Below are 19,857 nucleotides of genomic sequence, written 5' to 3'. Positions count from 1 at the left end.
CGTTGTTTATACGCTAGCTGGGATCGTATTGTGGTACGGATTTAATATACCAGATCCTGAATTTATATGGTTTATATTAATTCCCGTTTATACATATCTTATTATCTTAATAAAAGTTAGAGCCAAATATGACGGAAAACGAAGGTAGTTTAAATAAAAGCAAAAATATATATTATTCCTCCAGAAAATCGGAGCGTTTATTTAATAAAATATAACCGTTCTTTATAAGTTTTGGATAGAATTGTGGAGTAGTGGGGAGGAAGAAATTATGAAAAGAATCGTAATTGGCGGATTTATAATGTTAGGTGGATTGTTAGTTACCCTAACAATTATTTTATCTGGAGCTATATATGCTACCCAAATTACGGCATCAGGAGAGTCCAAGTTATGGCATGCAATTTTTGGGGCGAAACAATATGGAGATGAAGTCGTTCAGTCATTATTCTTAGGGCTTCCATTCATATTAGGATTGATTTTCTCACTTTTGGATCTCATTATCTTAGGTATCGAATACCATAAAACTTTTCAAAATCAAGGCTAAGAATTTTTTGCATTATATATCACCGTCAGTGATTAGACCTTGAATTCGAGTATTCATATAACTCGGAGCATTCGCTTAATAAAAAGTAAGCGCTGCATGAGGTTTAATGGCCAGATTGTTGAAAATCGCTTGGTAATAAGATATTAGTTAGTGTAAAGATTGTATATATTTCACTTAAACTAAACCGAATTCATTGTGAACAATGCCGAGGAGAAATGGTCCTTATATTATAAAGGGATTCACGGAAAGAAGTATCGACTACAGTACCCAATAATTAGGGTAGAAGAAAAAAGGACCGAGCGTACTTTGTTCGGTTTTTTTATATTTTTGTAAGATATTTGAGTTTAACGCGTCTTATATGTAAGGAGGTGAGATGGTGACACAGCTTGATGATATTTATCATACATACTTTAAAGATGTATTTTTATATGTGTATAGTCTATCTGGCGATAAGCATATCGCTGAAGATATCACTTCGGAAACTTTTATGAAGGCATTAACATCGCTGGACAGTTTCAAAGGGAATAGTGATATCCGAGTGTGGTTATGCCAAATTGCCAAGAACAGCTATTATTCTTATCTGCGTAAGAGAAAAAGCTTTGTAGATCTTGAGTCGGTTCCAGAGCCAGCTAGTGGAGACAATGTAGAACACGAAATAGCCACTTCAGAAGCGTCTATTAAGGTACATGAAATGATCCAGAATTTAAAAGAGCCATACAAAAAGGTCTTTACGCTCCGTATATTTGGAGAACTGTCATTTAAGCAAATTGGCAAATTGTTTGGAAAGAGTGATAACTGGGCTTGTGTTACTTATCACCGCGCTAGAGAAAAGGTTAAAGCGCGATTGGGGGATTATTGATGAAAATCAGCTGTAATGTGATTAGGGATGTACTGCCGTTATATGTCGAGAATATGGCAAGTCAAGATACTAGAGATCTAGTTGAAGAACATATAGCTTCTTGTGAAAACTGTAAAAAACGACTTGAAGAAATGCAGACTTTTGAAGAAATTCCGGTAGATACTGATATAGCTCCCTTAAGAAACATACAAAATACATTGCGAAGGAACAAGCTGCAAACGATTATTTTTTCAGTCATGGTAACATTGGTTTTTGCAGTTGTTACAATGGCTTATCTGACAACACCAGCATACATCTCTTATAATGAAAATGCGGTATCAATTATTGAAAAGGATGACGGAACAGTCCTTTTGAATTTTAGTGAAGAAGTCTCTGGATTCAATGTAACCGAATATCCAGCAGCAGACAATTCAGGTTATGTCTACGATATAACTACATGGGAAACGGTTTGGAACCAGAAAATAAGCAAAAACAACCTGGAAAATACGGTCTTAAACCCGAATGGGGAAACGGTCGCTTCAATTTATTATTACAATACAGATGGAAGTGAAGATGTTTTAATTTATGGAGATCCAAAAACGGATGGTTCTGTCATGACGTTACCTCGGCTTGTTTTAAGCTACTATGTGTTGTTTGCTATAGGGTTTTCACTTATTTGTGGAATTGGATTAGTCATATTCCGCAAGAACGAAAAAATAAGAAATGGACTAGAAAAAATCATTCTATTGCCTATATCCTACGTGTTTGCTCACTTACTTATAAAAGGTCTTCACTCTGCAACATACCTTGCTGAACGGGACTTTTATGCAATATTACTAGTCGCCATTTCTTTATATTTTGCGTTGTTAGCTGGAAGGAAGATATTAAAAAAATTATCAATTAAGAAGACGAAAAGCACTTTATAATAGTTGTTGCTTTCACTGGTTTATAATAGACTCACCAATCAGTGATTCTTTTCTTAATTTCAGTTCTATATTACTTGATACCGAAAGGTTTCCTGATGGATTCAGATTTCTAAAACATGGCCAAAAAAATATCCTTTGAATTGGTTGAACCACCAAATTCTACTGATCAGAGTCCATCTTCAACAAAATCGGAGCATTTCTTTAAGAAGTAGAAGAACACTTTTTGTGAAATAAGTGTTCAAAATAAAGATTAATGCAATAATATAAGGTATATTATATTGTTGAATAGATTCTCTAGTAAGAGAAGAAAAGTGGTGAATAAAGTGGGAAGATATCAATTGGATCACAAAGGTAAGGTAGCTGTGACAAAGTTTCATGAAAAACAAACGACTGCTAAATTTGATAAAAAGAATCATCTTGAAAAAATACGTGCGGAGTATTTAAAAAAGAAGCAAAAACAGACAGATAAATAACTATGTGAAAAGTTTAATTTCAATATCTTCTGCAATCGGGTGCTTTCTCCACGAAGGAGAAGTGCTCTTTTTTTATTGAACTTATTGAACAATCGTAGCAGTTAAACTAGAAAGGATTACTCACCTATTTTTTTAAGTTAATACCGTAAATTCACATTAGAAAATAGGGGAGGGCATACAAATGTTTGATAAGTTTAATTTTGACTTAATTTATCGTGATAGAAATGATTTAACTCCTCTTGCGGTAATGATGTGTGGAATTGCTGGTTCTGGAAAAACTACATTTTCGCAAGTATTAGAACAGGAAGGGTTTGTACGTCTTTCAGTTGATGAAGAAATATGGGCTACACATGGCCGTTTCAAAATCCGCCTTAAACAATAGAATAGCATCAATATTTACAGCAAAATCGTGGTCACTGATATTAATATTAGTTATAAACTCGCCAGATCTCTCACGAACCATAATTGTCGGACGGATATTGTCTCCAATAGCGTCCTGAGTTACAGAACTTCCATAGAAATACCAGTTAGTTTCAATAGGCTCGTTAGCTGCATTCAGAGATAAATCATTTTTTATTATTTCGCATAAATTATCCATGAAATCTTCATTAAGCTTAATGTTTTTTCCATACTCACCCTGAACAGATATATCAGCATATCCATACCAAATATTCCTGCTTTTTCGCTCGTCATTTGAAGTGAATGTTTCATCAAACAAGATATTCATTTTCATTACCCTCCGCTATTATTAAATTTCTTCACACTCTTATATTACACCAATTAGAAATTGTAAAATGGCTTAATAAATGCAAGCGCTATAGTAGGTTGATGGAAATAATAGTGAAGAAGGGTTCGTGTCATAAGACATTGAAATTAATTTAGAAGTCTATTTATAGGAGGGGAGTAGTAATGACAAAACCGATTGTAAATTTGATTGAGTATAATACTGATTGGGAAAGTCAATTCGATTATGAAAGAAAGCGAATTATTGCTGCTATTGGTGATAAGATAGCTGGAATTGAACATATTGGAAGCACTTCAATAAAAGGATTAAAAGCTAAGCCTATTATTGACATTATGGTAGGAATAGTGGATTTAGATAGTACATCAGCTTTTGTGCAACCATTAAGCGAAGTAGAATTTGAATATGTTCCAAAACCAGAGTTAACAGATAGGAGATTTTTCAGAAAAGGATTATGGGGAAAAGGGACTTGTCACTTACATATTTGTGAAATACATAGTACACAATGGGTCGAAAAAATAATGTTTCGTGATTATCTTAGAAAGCACCCTAAAGTAGCTGAGGAATATGCTTTGCTAAAAAGTGAACTCGCTACTAAATACAAGTATGACAGACCAGCTTACACTCAGCAAAAAGAACCATTCATTAAAGACATGATCAGAGAAGCCAGAAGAGAATTATAAAAATAATTTAATGCCATTATCTTGGAGCGCTGGCCGAGAATCAAGTATACTGTATCCTTCTATTTTTCTATATCTAATTGGACTCCCTTTACTTGTATCCTACGCTATTAAAAAAAATCATGTTATTTAAACAGAAGTTATTCATATAACTCAGAGCGTTTGCATAATAGCGTCTTAATTTTTAAAAAGGTGATGATACAATTGAAAATGTGTTTATCTTTATTGTTATTGCTTACTGTGATTACTGGTTGTAGTGGGGATTTAAAAGGTGAAGAGGCTCCTAAACCAAAAGTAGAGATTTGGGACATCGAGAAGCAAAGTAAAGTTGAAATCCAACACTTAGAAAGAACTATTTGTTGGAATGACTGCGGTGGAGTATTAAATGCTGGGATAGATTCACAGGAGAAACCAAAAATTGTTGATGTGGGTAAGCATTCAGTAAGTATTTCATTTAAAGATATGAAACCAAAACCATCGACCATTAATTTAATAAATGAAACCACAGGTGAACAAATAAAATTAGATTCGGATTGGGTTACATTATCACCTCCGAGTAATGGTGAGACAGTATACCGATTGCATTTTTATTGGAATGGAAAGGGTGGATCATCCTTGGGGGAGTCAACATATAGATTTGGCGTAATAACTAGTGATACTTATTAGATTGAATTTTTTCGGTACGTTTTCTTTTCTTCTTAGGGGCAGGATAATTTTAACAGAACACCAATCTTGATAAAACGATTAGAGTGGACTGTATAAAACAAGTTGTTAGCCGCTATTAAAGCGTAACGGTTTTTTTAAATAATCACCTTGTAGAATAATTCGTGAAAATATTGCATGTTTAAGTCTACATGCTAATTGGTTATAGTAATTATGATAAACAAAAATTTTAGTAGCAAAACGTTTAAGGAGGTAAGAAACATGAAGGAAATTAAACCAGAAGAAGTAGCAAAGAAAGTAAAGAGTAATGAGGCGGTAAGTATCATTGATGTGCGTGAGGATGAAGAAGTGGCTGAGGGTAAGATTTCCGGTGCAACTCATATTCCTTTGGGTGAATTACCAGATCGTCTTAATGAAATCGATCAATCAAAAGAACATATCATGGTATGCCGTTCAGGTGGACGAAGCGGAAAGGCATATCAATTCTTAGATGAGCAAGGCTACAATGTACGGAATATGACTGGTGGCATGCTTGAATGGAAAGACGAAGTAGAGAAGGAATCAAAATGATCGATTAGCAAGTTCGATCCCGATTTAAAAAAAGTAATGAAAGAACTGAATCCAGGTTTAGTTATTTAAGTTAAGCAACTGATAGAGTAAATAAATATATGACTAGCAAATTACAACGTAGTTTGCTAGTCTTTTTTTGTGAGTTGAATTGCAAGTGACAAATACCGAGGTCGAGTGCAAGCTCCTGATACCTGATCCCATCACAAGTTATGTGGCGAGGTCTTCACGAGTTAGAAGTTGATCTGCGAAAAACTTCCCACCGTTCACGTTATATTTAGAAGGTGCATCATTCCAGTAAAAGGTAATTTGGGGAGTGCAAAAGCAGTAGTTTGAGCAGGTTAATTGAAGAGGTGTAATGTTACTGATAGATTCATAGATGGAGAAACTCTTAAAACGTTAAAGAAAAAAGTATGTTTGTTAAGATATATGTGCGATGTAATGTCCAAAAGATGATTTTGTTAGTAAGTATAATTCAAAAATAGAATTAATAACAGAATAAGGGGAGTCACTATGGTAATGAAGCCAAAGGCTATTTTCTTAGATATGGATGGTACGATATTAAATCACTATAACAAGGTAAGTGTATTTACGAAACAAATTATTGATGAGTTACGAGGTAATGGAATATACGTTTTTATCGCAACAGGAAGAGCTGTGGATGAAATAAATGAGCTTGTACCTGATGGGTTTCAAGTGGATGGAATCATCTCTTCAAATGGTATGGCCGGGTATGTTGAGGGTGAGGCTATATTTGAACATTCACTTGATCTTGCATTAGTTGAAAAGATTATTGAAAAAGCGAGAGAACATAATGTTTATTATGAACTCTTTCCATACGGAGGAGACCGAATCGCTTTGAAACAGGACCGTCCATTTATGGAAGAGGAAATGAGAGACCCACAGCCAGAAGGTGTTGGGCTAAATGAATGGCTTTCACGTCAACAAGCAATCAAAGAAGCAATCGACTGGAAAAGTCAGATAGAAGGAAACAAGTTTTCCAAATTCTATTTCTTCGCTCGAACGAAAGAACATATCAATCAATGGAAAGATGAGCTAGAAAATATAAAGCATGACATTGATTTTACAACCTCTATCTCTTCTGAGCATAATGTTGAGGTAATGGTAGCAAATGTGAACAAAGCCACTGGTATTAAGGAAATGTTACACTATTTTCATTTGTCTGAGGAAGAAACGCTGGCAATCGGTGATAGTAACAACGATTTACCGATGTTTCAGTTTGTGGATTATGCAGTAGCCATGAAAAATGCATCGGACGAAATAAAAGAAATCGTCGACGATGTGACGGAATTCACCTGTGATGATGACGGCGTCTATCATTATTTGAAGTCGACAATAGTGCCAGCTTCTATAAAAAATACATGATCATTTCATTATGATGGCCTAGACAAAAGCAACGAAAGGCTCATCAGGTCTCTATACTATTAAAGTGGAGCGCTTGCTGAATAAAGGCAAGTGCTTTTTTCTGTTTTTGATGTTAATTGTATTGGAAAGGCATTAATTCTAGCAAACGCAAAATCTTACAGTGGATTGGTTTTGGTAGAGTAATGCTCGGAAACCGCATGTTAGGTATGAAATTGTAAGTCCAATGAAGGTATATAAGGTTTAGGAAAGAAGATATAGCGTATATCACTTCAGGAGATGAACGTTAACATTATTTACCATTATATTAGATCAGTTAAGTGTGAATGAAATCTCTTGAGAAAAATCAGATGTTAGAAAAACCTATGCATGAATCTTTTCATTTGGTCAACTGTTAACAATGAAGCAGATCATTCAGCTGGATTTTGAATGTCTAATCAATATGGGAGGGTGGATGTGATGAATATAAAAGCATTGTCACCAGAGGAGAGGGAAGACTTACTGAGCGTATTAAAAGTACGTTTTGAGAAAAACATGAAGCGTCATAAAGGTCTAGAATGGGTTAACGTACAAGCAAAGCTAGATGAGCATCCTGAAAAACTTTGGTCGCTTAATGAGCTGGAAGTAACTGGTGGTGAGCCGGATGTTGTAGATTTTGATAGAAAGAAGGAAGAATACACCTTTTTTGATTGTTCAGCTGAAAGTCCTAAGGGTCGTAGAAGCGTTTGTTATGATCGTGCAGCGCTAGAGTCTAGAAAAAAATTCAAACCTGAACAAAACGCTGTTGACATGGCTACTTTCATGGGCGTTGAACTTTTGACTGCAGAACAATACCAAACGTTGCAGAAACTTGGAGAATTCGATATGAAAACATCCAGTTGGGTGCAAACACCTACTGATATTAGAGAACTCGGAGGTGCCCTTTTTTGCGATCGTCGCTTTGGTCACGTCTTCGTGTATCATAATGGAGCAGAATCTTACTATGCTGCTAGAGGGTTTCGTTGCGTGTTAATGGTCTAAGTAGAAAAAGATAACAAAGCATCGAAATAGTTTAATTCGAAATCAGAAGTCCAAATAAAAGAAAGACGACGCCTCCATTAAGGATAGAGGGGTCGTCTTTCTTTGTCATTAGGATTCTTTTAATTCGATACGCCAGTTGAATGTGCTTCGCGTTTCTCTTCTTTTACTTTCTCCATAAATAGTTTTGTTTCGGCTACAACAACTCCAGAAAGTCCGAGAAGACCGATTAAGTTTGGTAGCGCCATTAAACCATTAAAGATATCGGCTAGTAGCCAGACAACATTTAACTTTAATGTCGTTCCTACAAATACCGCAAGAACGAAAACGTAGCGATAGTATTTAATCGATGCGTCTCCGAAGAGATAAGAGAAACATTTCTCACCATAATACGACCAACCAAGAACGGTAGAGTAGGCAAAGAGAATAAGTCCAATTGTTACAATGAGTGCACCAGGAACACCTAGGAATTTCTCGAAAGTTGCAGTAGTCAGTGCAGCGCCATTCAAATCTCCTTTATAAAGACCACCCATTACCAGCGCAATTCCCGTGATGGAACAGACGACAATTGTATCAATAAAGACTTGTGTCATAGATACAAGCGCCTGACGTCCTGGGTAATCTGTTTTTGCAGCAGCGGCTGCAATTGGAGCTGATCCAAGACCTGCTTCATTTGAGAATACGCCACGTGCCACACCAAAACGGATTACAGCACCGATCGCACCACCTGCGACAGCTTCGCCAGTAAAAGCATCTGAGAAAATGAGGGATACAGCGGCAGGAACTAAATTAAGATTCATGAAAATAACGACTAACCCACCAATGACGTAGAATAAAGCCATAACTGGAACGAAGTAAGCAGTTACTTTACCGATGCTTTTAATCCCGCCTAGAATAACCATGCCAGTGAATACCATTAATACAAGACCAGTAATCCATGGGGCAATGCCAAATGTCGAAACGGCATCAGCAACGGAGTTAGACTGAACCATGTTTCCAATTCCAAAAGCGGCAAAAGCTCCAAAGAAAGCAAAAACCATACCTAACCATTTCATGTTTAATCCTTTATCAAGGTAGTACATCGGGCCACCTGACATTTCACCCTTCGAGTTAACAGAACGATACTTTACGGCTAGGATGGCTTCTGCATATTTCGTCGCCATTCCGAAGAGGGCACTAATCCACATCCAGAATACGGCCCCGGGTCCACCAATAAAAACAGCTGTTGCAACACCGGCAATATTCCCTGTTCCGATGGTTGCTGCAAGAGCTGTCATGAGAGCCTGAAAGTGAGAAATATCTCCTTCAGAAGTTTTATCCTGACGCTTCGTGAATGCTTGTTTTAAAGCATATGGAAGCATGGTGATTTGGAGAAAACCAAGACGCACAGTGAGGTAAATACCCGTTCCTACAAGTAAAATGAGCAACGGCCACCCCCATACAAATCCACTTATCGCACTTAATGCAGCTTCCAATAAAAACTCCTCCTTTTATGTACATTAATACTAAATATTCTAACAAATTACTGCAAAAACCTTTATAAAGCCAAATAAATTTTAGGTAAAGATGTCGAAAACATATGAGAGCGCATTCAAAGTAAAGACCCATAAGCATTACGATAGAGTAAATGGGCAGAATTAGGTATGGTAGTGGTGATAAAGGAGGATAACATCATGCGATACTTTGACTTATCAGATAAAGTGGCAGTTGTAACTGGAGGTGGTAGAGGAATTGGAAGAACCATCGCACTTGCCTTATCGGAAGCAGGAGCTACCGTTGCAATTGTTGGTCGAACGAAAAGTGTGTTAGATGAAGCAGCTAGCGAAATAAGCACTCTAACAAATAGAAGAGTGTATCCATTCGTAGGAGATGTGACGGATGAAGAGAGCATCAATGAATTAATTATGGGCATTCATGAGACGATTGGGTCCATCCATGTTCTTGTAAATAACGCTGGGAAAACAGTGCGTAGAACAATTGAAGAACTTGAGCCCCATGAGTGGGATGAGGTCATGACAACAAATGCAAAATCCGTTTATATGATGACGCGTGCCGTTCTACCTGATCTTAAAGAAGGAGAAGGAACGAGGGTGATTAACATTGCTTCGATGGCGAGTGAAGTAGGACTGCCTTTCTCTACTCCTTATGGTCCTAGTAAAGCTGCTGTCGTGCAATTAACAAAGCAACTGGCACAGGAGTTGTCCCCACATGGAATTACCGTGAATGCCATTAGCCCAGGATTTATTAAAACGCCATTCAATGAAAAAGCACTCGAAAACAAGGTCTTAGTAAACAAAATTAATGGAAGCAACTCGATGCATCGAATTGGACAGTTAGAGGAATTAATTCCAGCCGTTCTTTACCTTGCTTCCCCGTATTCTACATACACGACTGGGCAGAATCTTTTAATTGATGGCGGTACAACCTCGCATGCTTTCTAGAATAAGAAATTAGTAAAGAATGAATTTAAATGGTTCTTTTCTTAAGGCTTTTTTCTTAAAATTTTGTTGTTATTTAAAAGGGGATTGTTAAAAAGTATCGCAAAAGCAACACTGTATAAGAAAACAGCAATTTGCGAAAAGGAGACTTCCTTTTTTTGATAGCACATTCATCACTTTCAAGTAGTACTAAAGTATGTATCATTTGTTTAATTGATGGTAGAGTTAAGAAAACTAGACATAGTGGAAGTGAAAGATATGATGCAATCATTGTTAGCGAACTTTTCTATCCTTTTATTTATGCATCTTTGTATACAAAGTGTTTATTATATTGCATTTCGTAAACAATTACCCGATAGTATAGTCGCCATACTCCATGTGATTATCGTAGCAATAGGCATTATTCTATTATATATGCTCCCTGTAACCTTTAGTGGTTATCGCTTTGATTTAAGAACGATTCCAATGGTTTTTATTGTTTTGTATCATGGATACAAACACGGATTGGCTGTGCTTGCGATTATTTTTGTTGCAAGATTTGCTTTTTCGGGGGAATTAATCTTTGTTGAACTCCTTTATACAACCGTATTCCCAACGATCGTGACTTTGGTATTTCGTAAAAAAGTAATGAACACGATTTCGTATTTCAGTCTTTTTCTTTATTTTTCAGCTATATGGCTCATATCAGATGCTATTCTAAGTTTGATTGTTTATGATGCTACCACCATCTCAACATACGCGCTTCACTTTCTTTCGTTTCAGCTATCAGCGATGATCATGTATTTCTTTATTCAAACAAGTACGAAGAATTTAGAAATGAGTGAACAGCTCCGTTATTATGCAGAACATGACACGCTAACGGGTCTCCTTAATCTCCGAAGTTTTCTTAAGAGAGCTAAAGAACGAGAAAGCAAGTTGACTCAAGTCGTTGCGATGATTGATTTAGACTTTTTTAAAGTTATTAATGATACGTATGGGCATTTGAATGGTGATCGAGTACTAGAGGAGTTCTCCTCATTTTTGTCTCTACAGAGTAATGAGTGGCTTGTAGGCAGATACGGAGGCGAGGAATTTATTCTGCTGATTGAGGTAGAGCAAACATCTGATGCATATGCCAGAATGAAAAAGTTTCAAACAGCATTACACAACCATCTCTTTACAACAGAAACAGGAGAAACGATCGAAGAGGTGTCGGTATCAATTGGTCTAGCTGAATGGCATCAAAGTCAATCGATTATGCTCGCGATTGATGAAGCCGACCATCACCTTTACCAGGCAAAGAAGAACGGTAGAAATCAAGTGTGGGTGTAATGTTCCTTTCTTTAATAGCTAGTTATAGCAGGCAAAAACACATCGAGGGGTTTAAAAAAGTTATTTTGCGGAATATAACAGTTGTGAAGGTTTTTAAAGGAGGAAATATAATGAAAGTACTAGTGATCGGAGCAAACGGACAGGTAGGAACACATGTAATTAAATCTCTAGCTGAACGTGGCCATGAAGCAGTAGGTATGATTCGAAATACAGATCAAGTCAAAGCCATTGAAGATGCTGGTGGCAAAACTGTTTTAGGCGATCTTGAGAAAGATTTCTCTCAAGCGTTATATGGTTGTGAAGCAGTCATTTTCGCAGCTGGATCTGGTCCACATACAGGCGCTGATAAAACGATTATGATCGATCAGGAAGGCGCTATTAAAGCAATAGACGAAGCGAAGCAGCAGGAAATTAAGCGCTTTGTTATGTTAAGTACAGTAGGTTCTGACGATCCTGAACAAGGACCTGACAACATGAAGCCTTATCTTTATGCGAAAAAGCGTGCTGATGAGCATCTGAAAGCGACGAATTTAAATTATACAATTCTTCGTCCAGGTAGCCTTTCAAATGATCCAGGCACAGGTCAAATTAGAGCTGCTGAAAGCCTAGATGATAAATCAGGTCAAATTCCACGTGAAGATGTTGCGGCTGTATTGACTGAAATCTTGGAGAATGACAATACGTACCACCGCACGTTTGAAATTCTAAATGGTGACCTTAGTATTAGCGACGCACTCGGCCAACTATAAAAGATAATGGACATGCATGAGAGGCTTGATGGGATCCCCATTAAGTCTCTTTTAGCTTGGAGAAAGTTACTAATTGTCTTTTCTATATAACTATAGTAAAAATTAAATAGTGACTATATCATCATTTTTGGTAGTAGAATTGCGAATATATCTTAGTAATGATAATGTGATAAAGGTTGATCGTTGAAAGCGTTAACAAAAAGGGGTAGAGAGAAAATGAACATCTTAGAATCGCTAGAGAAAATTAATGCTATTCTGTGGGGAGCGCCGAGCCTTATTCTGCTATTTGGAACAGGCGTATTTCTGACAATGGTCCTTAAAGGACTTCAATTTCGCAAACTTGGATATGCGTTCAAACTAGCTTTTTCAAAGGAGAAGGAAGAAGATAGTAGTGCTGAAGGTGACGTAAGTAATTATAAAGCGTTAATGACATCACTGGCTGCTACAATCGGAAACGGTAATATTGCTGGTGTAGCTACAGCCATTACTATCGGCGGACCCGGTGCAATCTTCTGGATGTGGATTGTAGGATTGTTAGGGATGGCAACAAAATATGGGGAAGCTCTACTTGCGATGAAGTATCGTGTAAAAAATGACCGAGGAGAATATGCGGGTGGTCCCATGTATTATGTCGAGAGAGGACTTGGACCAAAATGGAAGTGGCTTGCGATTTCCTTTGCATTATTTGGCGCGATTGCTTCATTAGGTATTGGAAACAGTGTACAATCCAATACAATTGCAAGTGTTGTTGATGAAAGCTTTAATATCGACGGTTGGGTGACTGGAGCCATACTTGCAGTCCTTACGGCACTCATTATATTTGGCGGAGTGAAACGAATCAGTTCAGTAGCGGGTTTCTTTGTCCCCATTATGGCTGTTTTATATATCCTAGGTTCACTCATCATCATTGGCCTAAATGTCGATTCGATTATTCCAGCAATGAAATTAATCTTCACTTATGCTTTTTCCCCTATATCAGCAGTAGGAGGATTTTCTGGTGTTATTGTAATGGAAGCAGTAAGATCTGGCGTATCGAAAGGGATTTTCTCAAACGAAGCGGGTCTTGGTACGGCAGCACTTATTGCAGGTAATGCGAAAGCAGAACATCCAGTGAGACAGGCACTTGTAGCGATGACAGGTACGTTTATCGTTACGATCGTTGTTTGTACAATGACAGCACTTGTTCTAATCATGACAGGCTTCTGGGATCCAACAGGTGGAGACCTTTCTGGGGTTGTACACGATCCAACTCTTGAAGCTGGGGCACTAACAACCGCAGCATTTGGATCTAGCCTTGGTCTTATCGGAGAGTATATCGTAACATTCTCTGTTATATTCTTCGGATTCTCTACTATCATTGGATGGTATGTGTACGGATATAAATGCTTCGAATATTTGGTAGGCACGAAAGTAACGGTTTATTACGGAGCGGTTTATATTCTTGCCTGCTTTGTTGGAACCGTCGCAAATCTTACCACAGTATGGGCATTCGCAGACATGGCAAACGCTCTAATGATGATTCCTAACTTAATCGCTTTGCTATTATTATATAAAGTCATTAAGAGTGAAACAGACGATTACTTTAATCGTTATCTTGTTGAAGCGGAGATGAAACAGGCAAGCTGAATTAAAGTGATTACAAAAACACACCAATAGAATAATCTGGTCGTTTAAAGTAGTTCAGTTTAGGAGTACAGAAGTTTCATTTGTACTTTTAAATGAACTACTTTTTTTAATATGAGTACGCAATAGGCTCCTTTATATGAAAGAAAAGATTGAGATATTCTTGCCAATTTGAAATAATTGGTATTAAGTTTTGGCAGTTTAAAAGAATGAATTTTTGTAATATTTATCAAGGAGGGTAAAGATGAAACAACTTATTTTTCTTTTTGGAGTTGCGTTGTTTCTTGTGGCTTGTACAAACGAAGAAAGTAGTGGTACGAAAAGTTCGCCTTCTTTAGAGATTGAACCAGCAGATCTGTCTGAGCGCGAGAAAAGTATAGTTAATCAAACAGGTGTCGATTATCAAACATTTTATACAATTAATGGTGAAGTTAATGAGGGAGAAGTGCTAGTAACTTCTATTGATGTTTATGAAAAAGGAAAAGAAAGGAATGTCATTTCTTCCACATCCAGACCTGGTGAAAACAATAAATTTAATAAAGCCCTTCACTCCTTTCAGCTCTTAGTGGAGGAGAAAGAAACTTTCCTGACACTTGGAGAACCGAACGGATATGCCAGAGGGAACGAGTTTTTTCCTGATGATCTTGTCAGTTTTAGCTTTGTACAATTAGAAGAGAAAGTCACAATAAACAAAGATGAACCCGTTTATTTGTCTTACTTGATTGGAACTAGTCAAAATGAATTATCAACAGAGGTAAGTGAAAACAGAACAACTTTACCTAAAGCAGTCGAGGATGCGGAATATGCTGTTGTATTTAAATTGGAGCTCAAGAATGATAACGAGAAGTAACTTCTCTCAGTACTAAGACTTAAACTTGTTTGTATCAATTGAGGGAAGCTAGATCGGAATGTTTAATAAAGAATAGGGGCATATGTAAGTCTGGTTGAAAAACCAATATGAGAAACTAAACTCTATATAAGGGTGAGTGGAATGTATAATGTTGTAAAAGCCAATATCACAGACTTAGATAACATAGTACAAATTGATAGTGATGTGATTGGAAATACAAGCAGACGGGTTTTCATTAGAAATGCCATTGATATGGGGCGTTGTATAGTTGTTCAGGAAGAAAAAAATATTGTGGGGTTTTTAATTTATGATACTAATTTCTTCGATTGTTCATTTATATCCCTGGTTATTGTATCTCCATCCAAAAGACGGAAAGGATATGCAAGTTTGCTAATAGAATATATGCTCAATAATGCCCCTACTGTGAAAGTGTTTTCTTCTACCAATTGTACTAATGTTAGGATGCAGAAAGTATTTGAAGCGAATGGATTTATTCAAAGTGGTAATATAGAGAATTTAGATGAAGGAGATCCAGAGATTATATATTTTAATTCAAATTAATTAACCACTAGAGTGTAAGAGATGTTTGGAAATACACCAAAATGTTCGACATTTGTGAGGAATGATTTAACCAAAAGTAATCCATTGATGCTATTCAATATAAGGAGCTATTGCTGAATAAAAGGTATGCGCTCTATGTAGGCTTAGAGCAGTTATCTAGAATAATAATGAATTGAAAAACGTTTAAATTGTATTTTAACAAAGGGGGAATTAGTATTTATTACCCGCGGAAGAATTTGTTCCTCTTCTTTTCTGCAATCTTCTTTTTCATAGGTATTATTCTTTTTTCATTTAGATTGTTTGTGTGGGGATTATTACCGCTGATATTCTTACTCATTTTCTACATTACAACTAATAAATACCGTGCTTCCATTTCATTGTTTATGTTCTTTTTAATAGGTCTATTGGTGTTTCAAGTTGGAAGCACCTTCATCTATGAATGGAACACATCCGAAGAAACGAAAATCATTATAAACAGAAGTTTACTTATGCTCATACTTGTTGGAACAGTGATTTCACTGATGTTATCTAAGCAAAAAATTTTTATCTACGCAAAATTACCAGATCGGCAAAGACTTATCAAAATGCCTTTCCATACAATAAAATTACCGTATTTTTTACTTTTAGGGCTAATGGGTTCGAGTACAATACTTATACCGTTATTTATACATCAAGAAATAAACTATTTAAAATCAATATTACTTTTCGGGATATTGTTTGCCATCGTAAACGCTACACTTGAAGAGGTAATTTGGAGAGGTATTATGCTATCAAGCTTAAAAAGAAATGTTTCCACCTTTTATGCCGTTTTAATAACCAGTATAGGATTTGGCTTGCTACATATATCTATTGGAATATCTCTAATCATAAGCTTGCTCTTTTCTTTCGGTGGGCTTTTCTATGCTATCGTAGTTATAAAGACTAAGAGTATATATCCATCCATAGTATTTCACATTGTTATCAATTTGGGGATGGTTTTCAATGGATGGATAATTTGAACTTATTCCATAGTTTGGGGTAATACTAGTCAATTAGAATTGGATAAGAATATAGTGGATGACGCACTCAATGCTATTCAGAATGTTAGAGAACTCTGAGTTAATACAATTGTGGGTGGAAACGGATGATAACCAAAATTGGCTTACAGAGGTTACGAACTTAGAGGATCGCTTGAGATTGTTGAAATGACTTTTAAAAGCTTAAAACACTAAATTAAGACCAGCATATTACGCTACAATATGCTGGTCGTTTCTATTGGCGCTTCTTTTGAAAGGATTTTTGTATTAAGAATCAAACTTAACTGAAGGGAGCGGAAGTCCCCCTCACTCTTATAACACCAATAGTTACGAAAAGAATCTTTCTATTATAATTTGTTATTCATTTTCTTAAAGTAATTCCTAGATTTATTATTGCTGAGGTATGAATTTCTTAGATGGAGCAGACTCATTTCCAAAAATATCAACGGCTGTCACATAGTAAGAGGATGTTGAGGCATTTTCGTCAGTATAGCTTTTTCGTTCGATGCTTGAAATGCTTTCAACTTGCTTATATGATCCGTTCTGATTAGCTTTATAAATACGGTATCCTACTACGTTTTCATCGCGAACAGCGTGCCATGATAAGAAATTCCCGCTAGCAGTCACGTTTGTTGGAGCATCCGGAACTTTGTTTGGATCCACTGTCACTTCTTTCTCTTTCGGATCTTCTTTAAGAACTGTCGATACGACTAGTCGCTCTTCATGTGTACCTTTCGAACGATTGAACGTTCCTGTACATGTAATCAAATTTAAACTTCGTGACTCAGTTGATCCAAAGATCTTCTCAATAGGTGAGTTTTGATAAGGATAGCTTTCTTTACCAGTTACGACAAAAGTAAGTTTTTCTCCATCTTTGCCAGTTAACATAATTTCATCGCCTTCTGCGAGCTTGTCAAGATAGAAGAAGATCGCAGGTCCTTCCTTACTATCGACGTGTCCAGCAAGAACGGCGTTTCCTTCCGTTCCAGGTTTGAATCCAGGTTCAAACCACCCCACTTCATTCATGTTCTCAGGAACGCCCATTTGTCCATTCTCTAAGATTCCTACATTCTCGATAGTAGCAGCCACATCAATAGCTGGGATTTCTACCTTAACAGGACTGATGCCTTCTTTAGTATTTTGGACCTTTTTGGCTTGTTCAATTTTTTCTTTCTGAGAATCTAAAAGAAGAAATTCATCTGAAAGCACGTCAGGTTTTTCTACCTCTGCTACGTCGATCTCAGAAGTTTGTGCTTCTAGAACTTCTTCATTCATGGTTTCTTGCATAGGCTCTGGATTGGCATAATTATTGTTATAACCCGCGAGGATAAGCCAAATAATTGAACCAATGACCAGTAACATGAACATCTTCAATGATCTTCACCTCTTTTAATCTATTCATTAAAAAATTCATTCTTATAATCATATTCTTAGTAAGCTAACGAAATCAAAGGGAGAATGGATCACTATATAAGTAGATTTTCTCATAATTTGTCTTTAAGAAAATGGAAAAAATTGAAACCGATCGCAAACAAGATCGTATTAGATTAGTAGAGTGGATGAAGAGAGTCTACCGAACTGAAGAAGGAGTGTGACGATGTCAGTAGAACCAATTGTTCAAATACGTGACTTAACAAAAGTGATTGGAAAGAAAACGATTATCGATCATCTGTCATTCGATGTCTATCCAGGAGAAGTCTTCGGGTTTCTTGGACCGAATGGAGCCGGCAAAACGACAACGATTCGTATGATGGTCGGTTTAATGGACATGACCGAAGGAGAAGTGCTGATCGACGGAACTAGCATCAAAACGAATTTCGAGGATGCGATCGTGAAAGTTGGAGCGATTGTTGAGAATCCTGAAATGTACAAATTTCTTACAGGTTATCAAAATCTAATTCATTATTCTCGAATGATGAAGGGGATAACAAAAGATCGAATTCAAGAAGTTATTAAACTTGTTGGACTAGAAGGTCGTATCAATGACAAGGTGAAAGGCTACTCCCTTGGGATGAGGCAGCGCCTTGGACTTGCGCAGGCACTTCTCCATCGTCCAAAGCTTCTTATTCTAGATGAACCAACGAATGGTTTAGATCCTGCAGGAATCCGTGAGATTAGGCAGTATTTACGTACTCTTGCGAGAGAAGAAAATGTTGCAGTCATCGTCTCCAGTCATTTGCTTTCTGAAATTGAGCTCATGTGTGATCGTATTGGTATTATTCAGAAAGGAAAGATTGTTGATGTGCAGCGAGTGAATGATTTTATTCAAAGTGATACGGCTGTCATGGTTGCATTCGAAGTTGATCCCCTTGATAGTGCTGTAAAGGCAGTAAAGGATACATACCCTGATTATGAAATCGAACCATCTGATCGTAAATTGATGATGAAGATGGAGCGTGAAATGATACCAGAAGTGACAGCATTTCTAGTTGAAAAAGGAATTCGGATCTATGGCATTCAAGCGTCAGTGAAGACGTTAGAAGATGTCTTCCTTGAAGTAACAGGGGGTGAGCAGGTTGTCTAGTATTGTCCGCCTTATTCAAAACGAAAATATGAAAATCTATCGTAGACCGGGCACATGGGTAATGATTGGTCTAATTATTGCAGCTGTACTGACTGCAGGAATTATCACGAATTTAAGCGGAAATGATGAGTCAACAGATTGGCGAACGAATGCTCAAAACACCATTCAGGAGTCCGAGAAAACGTTGAACGAATCTGCTGAGGGAATGCCTAAAGCATACAAAGATAGCTTAAAGCGTGATATTGCACTCAGTGAGTACCGATTAGATAACAATATCCCACCTCTAGAGAGAGGGTCTATATGGAGCTTCATGAATAATTCAACTGGGATTGTTATGCTGATATCGATCTTTACGATTATTATTGGCGCAGGCATTGTAGCTAGTGAATACTCATGGGGTACGATTAAATTACTCCTCATTCGACCAGCATCGCGCACGAAAATACTAGCTTCAAAGTTTATTGCAACGTTACTATTCGCGCTGTTTTCTCTTGTTATTCTTTACATATCTTCGTTTCTGATTGGTGGATTGCTTCTAGGGTTTGAATCGATTGATCAACCGTATTTGACCTATTCTAACGGAGAAGTAACAGAAACAAGTATGGCTTTGCACTATGTTCGCGAATATGCACTTGCAAGTGTGGATCTCTTGATGATGGTGACATTCGCCTTTATGCTCTCGAGTATATTCAGAAGCTCTTCCCTTGCGATTGGGCTTGCGATTTTCTTAATGTTTACGGGCAGTCAATTAACGTACATTCTAAGCCAATACGACTGGGTGAAATATATCCTGTTTGCAAATACTGATTTGAGTGTCTACTTCGATGGATCTCCAATTGTTGATAGCATGACGCTAGGCTTTTCGCTAGTGACTCTGCTTGTTTACTTAATTGTATTTCTCTTACTATCGTGGTTATTGTTTACGAAACGAGACGTGGCCGCATAACGAAAAGCC

General features: G+C 37.0%; 22 protein-coding genes. 19 read left to right on the top strand and 3 right to left on the bottom strand.

The window, feature by feature from the left end; genetic code table 11:
- Positions 1-268 precede the first annotated feature (268 nt).
- From JI666_RS14740 to JI666_RS14725, 5 genes are all read left to right on the top strand, one after another.
- The gene (locus JI666_RS14740) at positions 269-541 is read left to right on the top strand and encodes a hypothetical protein (protein WP_206893133.1); all 273 of its coding nucleotides are present in this window, start codon (positions 269-271) and stop codon (positions 539-541) included.
- Positions 542-914: 373 nt separating this feature from the next.
- Positions 915-1,400, top strand: a complete 486-nt coding sequence (locus tag JI666_RS14735) for an RNA polymerase sigma factor (protein ID WP_206893131.1) — start codon at positions 915-917, stop codon at positions 1,398-1,400.
- Positions 1,400-2,305 carry a zf-HC2 domain-containing protein gene (locus tag JI666_RS14730; RefSeq protein WP_206893128.1) on the top strand — a complete coding sequence of 302 codons (906 nt, stop codon included), beginning with the start codon at positions 1,400-1,402 and terminating at the stop codon, positions 2,303-2,305. Before JI666_RS14735 ends, JI666_RS14730 begins: the two co-directional genes overlap by 1 nt.
- Positions 2,306-2,643: 338 nt before the next feature.
- On the top strand, positions 2,644-2,778 hold the full coding sequence (locus tag JI666_RS21535) for a hypothetical protein (RefSeq protein ID WP_255435940.1): 135 nt from the start codon (positions 2,644-2,646) through the stop codon (positions 2,776-2,778).
- Positions 2,779-2,959: 181 nt separating this feature from the next.
- Positions 2,960-3,160 (top strand): P-loop nucleotide/nucleoside kinase family protein, encoded by a 201-nt coding sequence (locus JI666_RS14725; RefSeq protein ID WP_206893125.1) that lies wholly within the window; start codon positions 2,960-2,962, stop codon positions 3,158-3,160.
- Here JI666_RS14725 and JI666_RS14720 read toward each other — a convergent pair.
- A complete protein-coding gene (locus JI666_RS14720; RefSeq protein WP_206893123.1) occupies positions 3,101-3,505 on the bottom strand; it encodes a hypothetical protein in 405 nt (134 codons plus the stop codon). The two genes, JI666_RS14725 and JI666_RS14720, sit on opposite strands and share 60 nt — an antisense overlap.
- Positions 3,506-3,687: 182 nt before the next feature.
- Here JI666_RS14720 and JI666_RS14715 point away from each other — a divergent pair, with 182 nt between their 5' ends.
- From JI666_RS14715 to JI666_RS14695, 5 genes are all read left to right on the top strand, one after another.
- Positions 3,688-4,203, top strand: a complete 516-nt coding sequence (locus JI666_RS14715; RefSeq protein ID WP_206893122.1) for a GrpB family protein — start codon at positions 3,688-3,690, stop codon at positions 4,201-4,203.
- Between the two features lie 201 nt (positions 4,204-4,404).
- A complete protein-coding gene (locus JI666_RS14710) occupies positions 4,405-4,866 on the top strand; it encodes a hypothetical protein (protein WP_206893120.1) in 462 nt (153 codons plus the stop codon).
- 258 nt (positions 4,867-5,124) lie between these two features.
- Positions 5,125-5,433, top strand: a complete 309-nt coding sequence (locus tag JI666_RS14705; RefSeq protein ID WP_206893112.1) for a rhodanese-like domain-containing protein — start codon at positions 5,125-5,127, stop codon at positions 5,431-5,433.
- A 510-nt stretch (positions 5,434-5,943) separates the two neighbouring features.
- Positions 5,944-6,816 (top strand): HAD family hydrolase, encoded by an 873-nt coding sequence (locus tag JI666_RS14700; RefSeq protein WP_206893110.1) that lies wholly within the window; start codon positions 5,944-5,946, stop codon positions 6,814-6,816.
- Between the two features lie 456 nt (positions 6,817-7,272).
- Positions 7,273-7,833, top strand: a complete 561-nt coding sequence (locus JI666_RS14695; protein ID WP_286170846.1) for a DUF4256 domain-containing protein — start codon at positions 7,273-7,275, stop codon at positions 7,831-7,833.
- Between the two features lie 119 nt (positions 7,834-7,952).
- On the opposite strand, the gene JI666_RS14690 is transcribed toward JI666_RS14695, so the two are convergent.
- Positions 7,953-9,305, bottom strand: coding sequence for an alanine/glycine:cation symporter family protein (locus JI666_RS14690; protein ID WP_206893103.1), 1,353 nt, complete (start codon positions 9,303-9,305; stop codon positions 7,953-7,955).
- A 198-nt stretch (positions 9,306-9,503) separates the two neighbouring features.
- Here JI666_RS14690 and JI666_RS14685 point away from each other — a divergent pair, with 198 nt between their 5' ends.
- The 7 genes from JI666_RS14685 (at position 9,504) to JI666_RS21945 (ending at position 16,360) form a co-directional block, all read left to right on the top strand.
- Positions 9,504-10,271 (top strand): SDR family NAD(P)-dependent oxidoreductase, encoded by a 768-nt coding sequence (locus JI666_RS14685; RefSeq protein ID WP_206893102.1) that lies wholly within the window; start codon positions 9,504-9,506, stop codon positions 10,269-10,271.
- A gap of 255 nt (positions 10,272-10,526) precedes the next feature.
- Positions 10,527-11,579 (top strand): GGDEF domain-containing protein, encoded by a 1,053-nt coding sequence (locus JI666_RS14680; protein WP_206893101.1) that lies wholly within the window; start codon positions 10,527-10,529, stop codon positions 11,577-11,579.
- A 110-nt stretch (positions 11,580-11,689) separates the two neighbouring features.
- Positions 11,690-12,328 carry an SDR family oxidoreductase gene (locus JI666_RS14675; RefSeq protein WP_206893100.1) on the top strand — a complete coding sequence of 213 codons (639 nt, stop codon included), beginning with the start codon at positions 11,690-11,692 and terminating at the stop codon, positions 12,326-12,328.
- A gap of 216 nt (positions 12,329-12,544) precedes the next feature.
- Positions 12,545-13,954, top strand: a complete 1,410-nt coding sequence (locus tag JI666_RS14670) for an alanine/glycine:cation symporter family protein (protein ID WP_206893099.1) — start codon at positions 12,545-12,547, stop codon at positions 13,952-13,954.
- 241 nt (positions 13,955-14,195) lie between these two features.
- Positions 14,196-14,801: a YgaN family protein gene (locus tag JI666_RS14665; protein WP_206893097.1), complete on the top strand. Its 606-nt coding sequence runs from the start codon at positions 14,196-14,198 to the stop codon at positions 14,799-14,801.
- A gap of 141 nt (positions 14,802-14,942) precedes the next feature.
- Positions 14,943-15,362: a GNAT family N-acetyltransferase gene (locus JI666_RS14660; RefSeq protein WP_206893096.1), complete on the top strand. Its 420-nt coding sequence runs from the start codon at positions 14,943-14,945 to the stop codon at positions 15,360-15,362.
- Between the two features lie 383 nt (positions 15,363-15,745).
- Complete coding sequence (locus JI666_RS21945; protein ID WP_211201524.1) at positions 15,746-16,360, top strand: CPBP family intramembrane glutamic endopeptidase; 615 nt, start codon at positions 15,746-15,748, stop codon at positions 16,358-16,360.
- 408 nt (positions 16,361-16,768) lie between these two features.
- On the opposite strand, the gene JI666_RS14650 is transcribed toward JI666_RS21945, so the two are convergent.
- Positions 16,769-17,746 carry a class F sortase gene (locus tag JI666_RS14650; protein ID WP_286170852.1) on the bottom strand — a complete coding sequence of 326 codons (978 nt, stop codon included), beginning with the start codon at positions 17,744-17,746 and terminating at the stop codon, positions 16,769-16,771.
- Positions 17,747-17,975: 229 nt separating this feature from the next.
- Here JI666_RS14650 and JI666_RS14645 point away from each other — a divergent pair, with 229 nt between their 5' ends.
- Entirely contained in the window at positions 17,976-18,902 is a 927-nt protein-coding gene (locus JI666_RS14645; RefSeq protein WP_206893093.1) for an ABC transporter ATP-binding protein, read from the top strand.
- Positions 18,895-19,848 (top strand): ABC transporter permease, encoded by a 954-nt coding sequence (locus JI666_RS14640; RefSeq protein ID WP_206893092.1) that lies wholly within the window; start codon positions 18,895-18,897, stop codon positions 19,846-19,848. Before JI666_RS14645 ends, JI666_RS14640 begins: the two co-directional genes overlap by 8 nt.
- Positions 19,849-19,857 lie beyond the last annotated feature (9 nt).

This window comes from Bacillus sp. NTK071 (assembly GCF_017303315.1).
GTDB lineage: Bacteria > Bacillota > Bacilli > Bacillales > Guptibacillaceae > Guptibacillus.
This window is presented reverse-complemented; position numbering and strand designations above follow the sequence as displayed.

Coding starts and splice junctions, on each gene's coding strand:
- JI666_RS14680 (WP_206893101.1), top strand. CDS start 10,527: ATGATGCAATCATTGTTAGCGAACTTTTCTATCCTTTTATTTATGCAT.
- JI666_RS14645 (WP_206893093.1), top strand. CDS start 17,976: ATGTCAGTAGAACCAATTGTTCAAATACGTGACTTAACAAAAGTGATT.
- JI666_RS14695 (WP_286170846.1), top strand. CDS start 7,273: ATGAATATAAAAGCATTGTCACCAGAGGAGAGGGAAGACTTACTGAGC.
- JI666_RS14700 (WP_206893110.1), top strand. CDS start 5,944: ATGGTAATGAAGCCAAAGGCTATTTTCTTAGATATGGATGGTACGATA.
- JI666_RS14730 (WP_206893128.1), top strand. CDS start 1,400: ATGAAAATCAGCTGTAATGTGATTAGGGATGTACTGCCGTTATATGTC.
- JI666_RS21945 (WP_211201524.1), top strand. CDS start 15,746: ATGTTCTTTTTAATAGGTCTATTGGTGTTTCAAGTTGGAAGCACCTTC.
- JI666_RS14740 (WP_206893133.1), top strand. CDS start 269: ATGAAAAGAATCGTAATTGGCGGATTTATAATGTTAGGTGGATTGTTA.
- JI666_RS14735 (WP_206893131.1), top strand. CDS start 915: ATGGTGACACAGCTTGATGATATTTATCATACATACTTTAAAGATGTA.
- JI666_RS14685 (WP_206893102.1), top strand. CDS start 9,504: ATGCGATACTTTGACTTATCAGATAAAGTGGCAGTTGTAACTGGAGGT.
- JI666_RS14675 (WP_206893100.1), top strand. CDS start 11,690: ATGAAAGTACTAGTGATCGGAGCAAACGGACAGGTAGGAACACATGTA.
- JI666_RS14725 (WP_206893125.1), top strand. CDS start 2,960: ATGTTTGATAAGTTTAATTTTGACTTAATTTATCGTGATAGAAATGAT.
- JI666_RS14715 (WP_206893122.1), top strand. CDS start 3,688: ATGACAAAACCGATTGTAAATTTGATTGAGTATAATACTGATTGGGAA.
- JI666_RS14650 (WP_286170852.1), bottom strand. CDS start 17,746: ATGTTCATGTTACTGGTCATTGGTTCAATTATTTGGCTTATCCTCGCG.
- JI666_RS14660 (WP_206893096.1), top strand. CDS start 14,943: ATGTATAATGTTGTAAAAGCCAATATCACAGACTTAGATAACATAGTA.
- JI666_RS14705 (WP_206893112.1), top strand. CDS start 5,125: ATGAAGGAAATTAAACCAGAAGAAGTAGCAAAGAAAGTAAAGAGTAAT.
- JI666_RS14665 (WP_206893097.1), top strand. CDS start 14,196: ATGAAACAACTTATTTTTCTTTTTGGAGTTGCGTTGTTTCTTGTGGCT.
- JI666_RS14670 (WP_206893099.1), top strand. CDS start 12,545: ATGAACATCTTAGAATCGCTAGAGAAAATTAATGCTATTCTGTGGGGA.
- JI666_RS14720 (WP_206893123.1), bottom strand. CDS start 3,505: ATGAATATCTTGTTTGATGAAACATTCACTTCAAATGACGAGCGAAAA.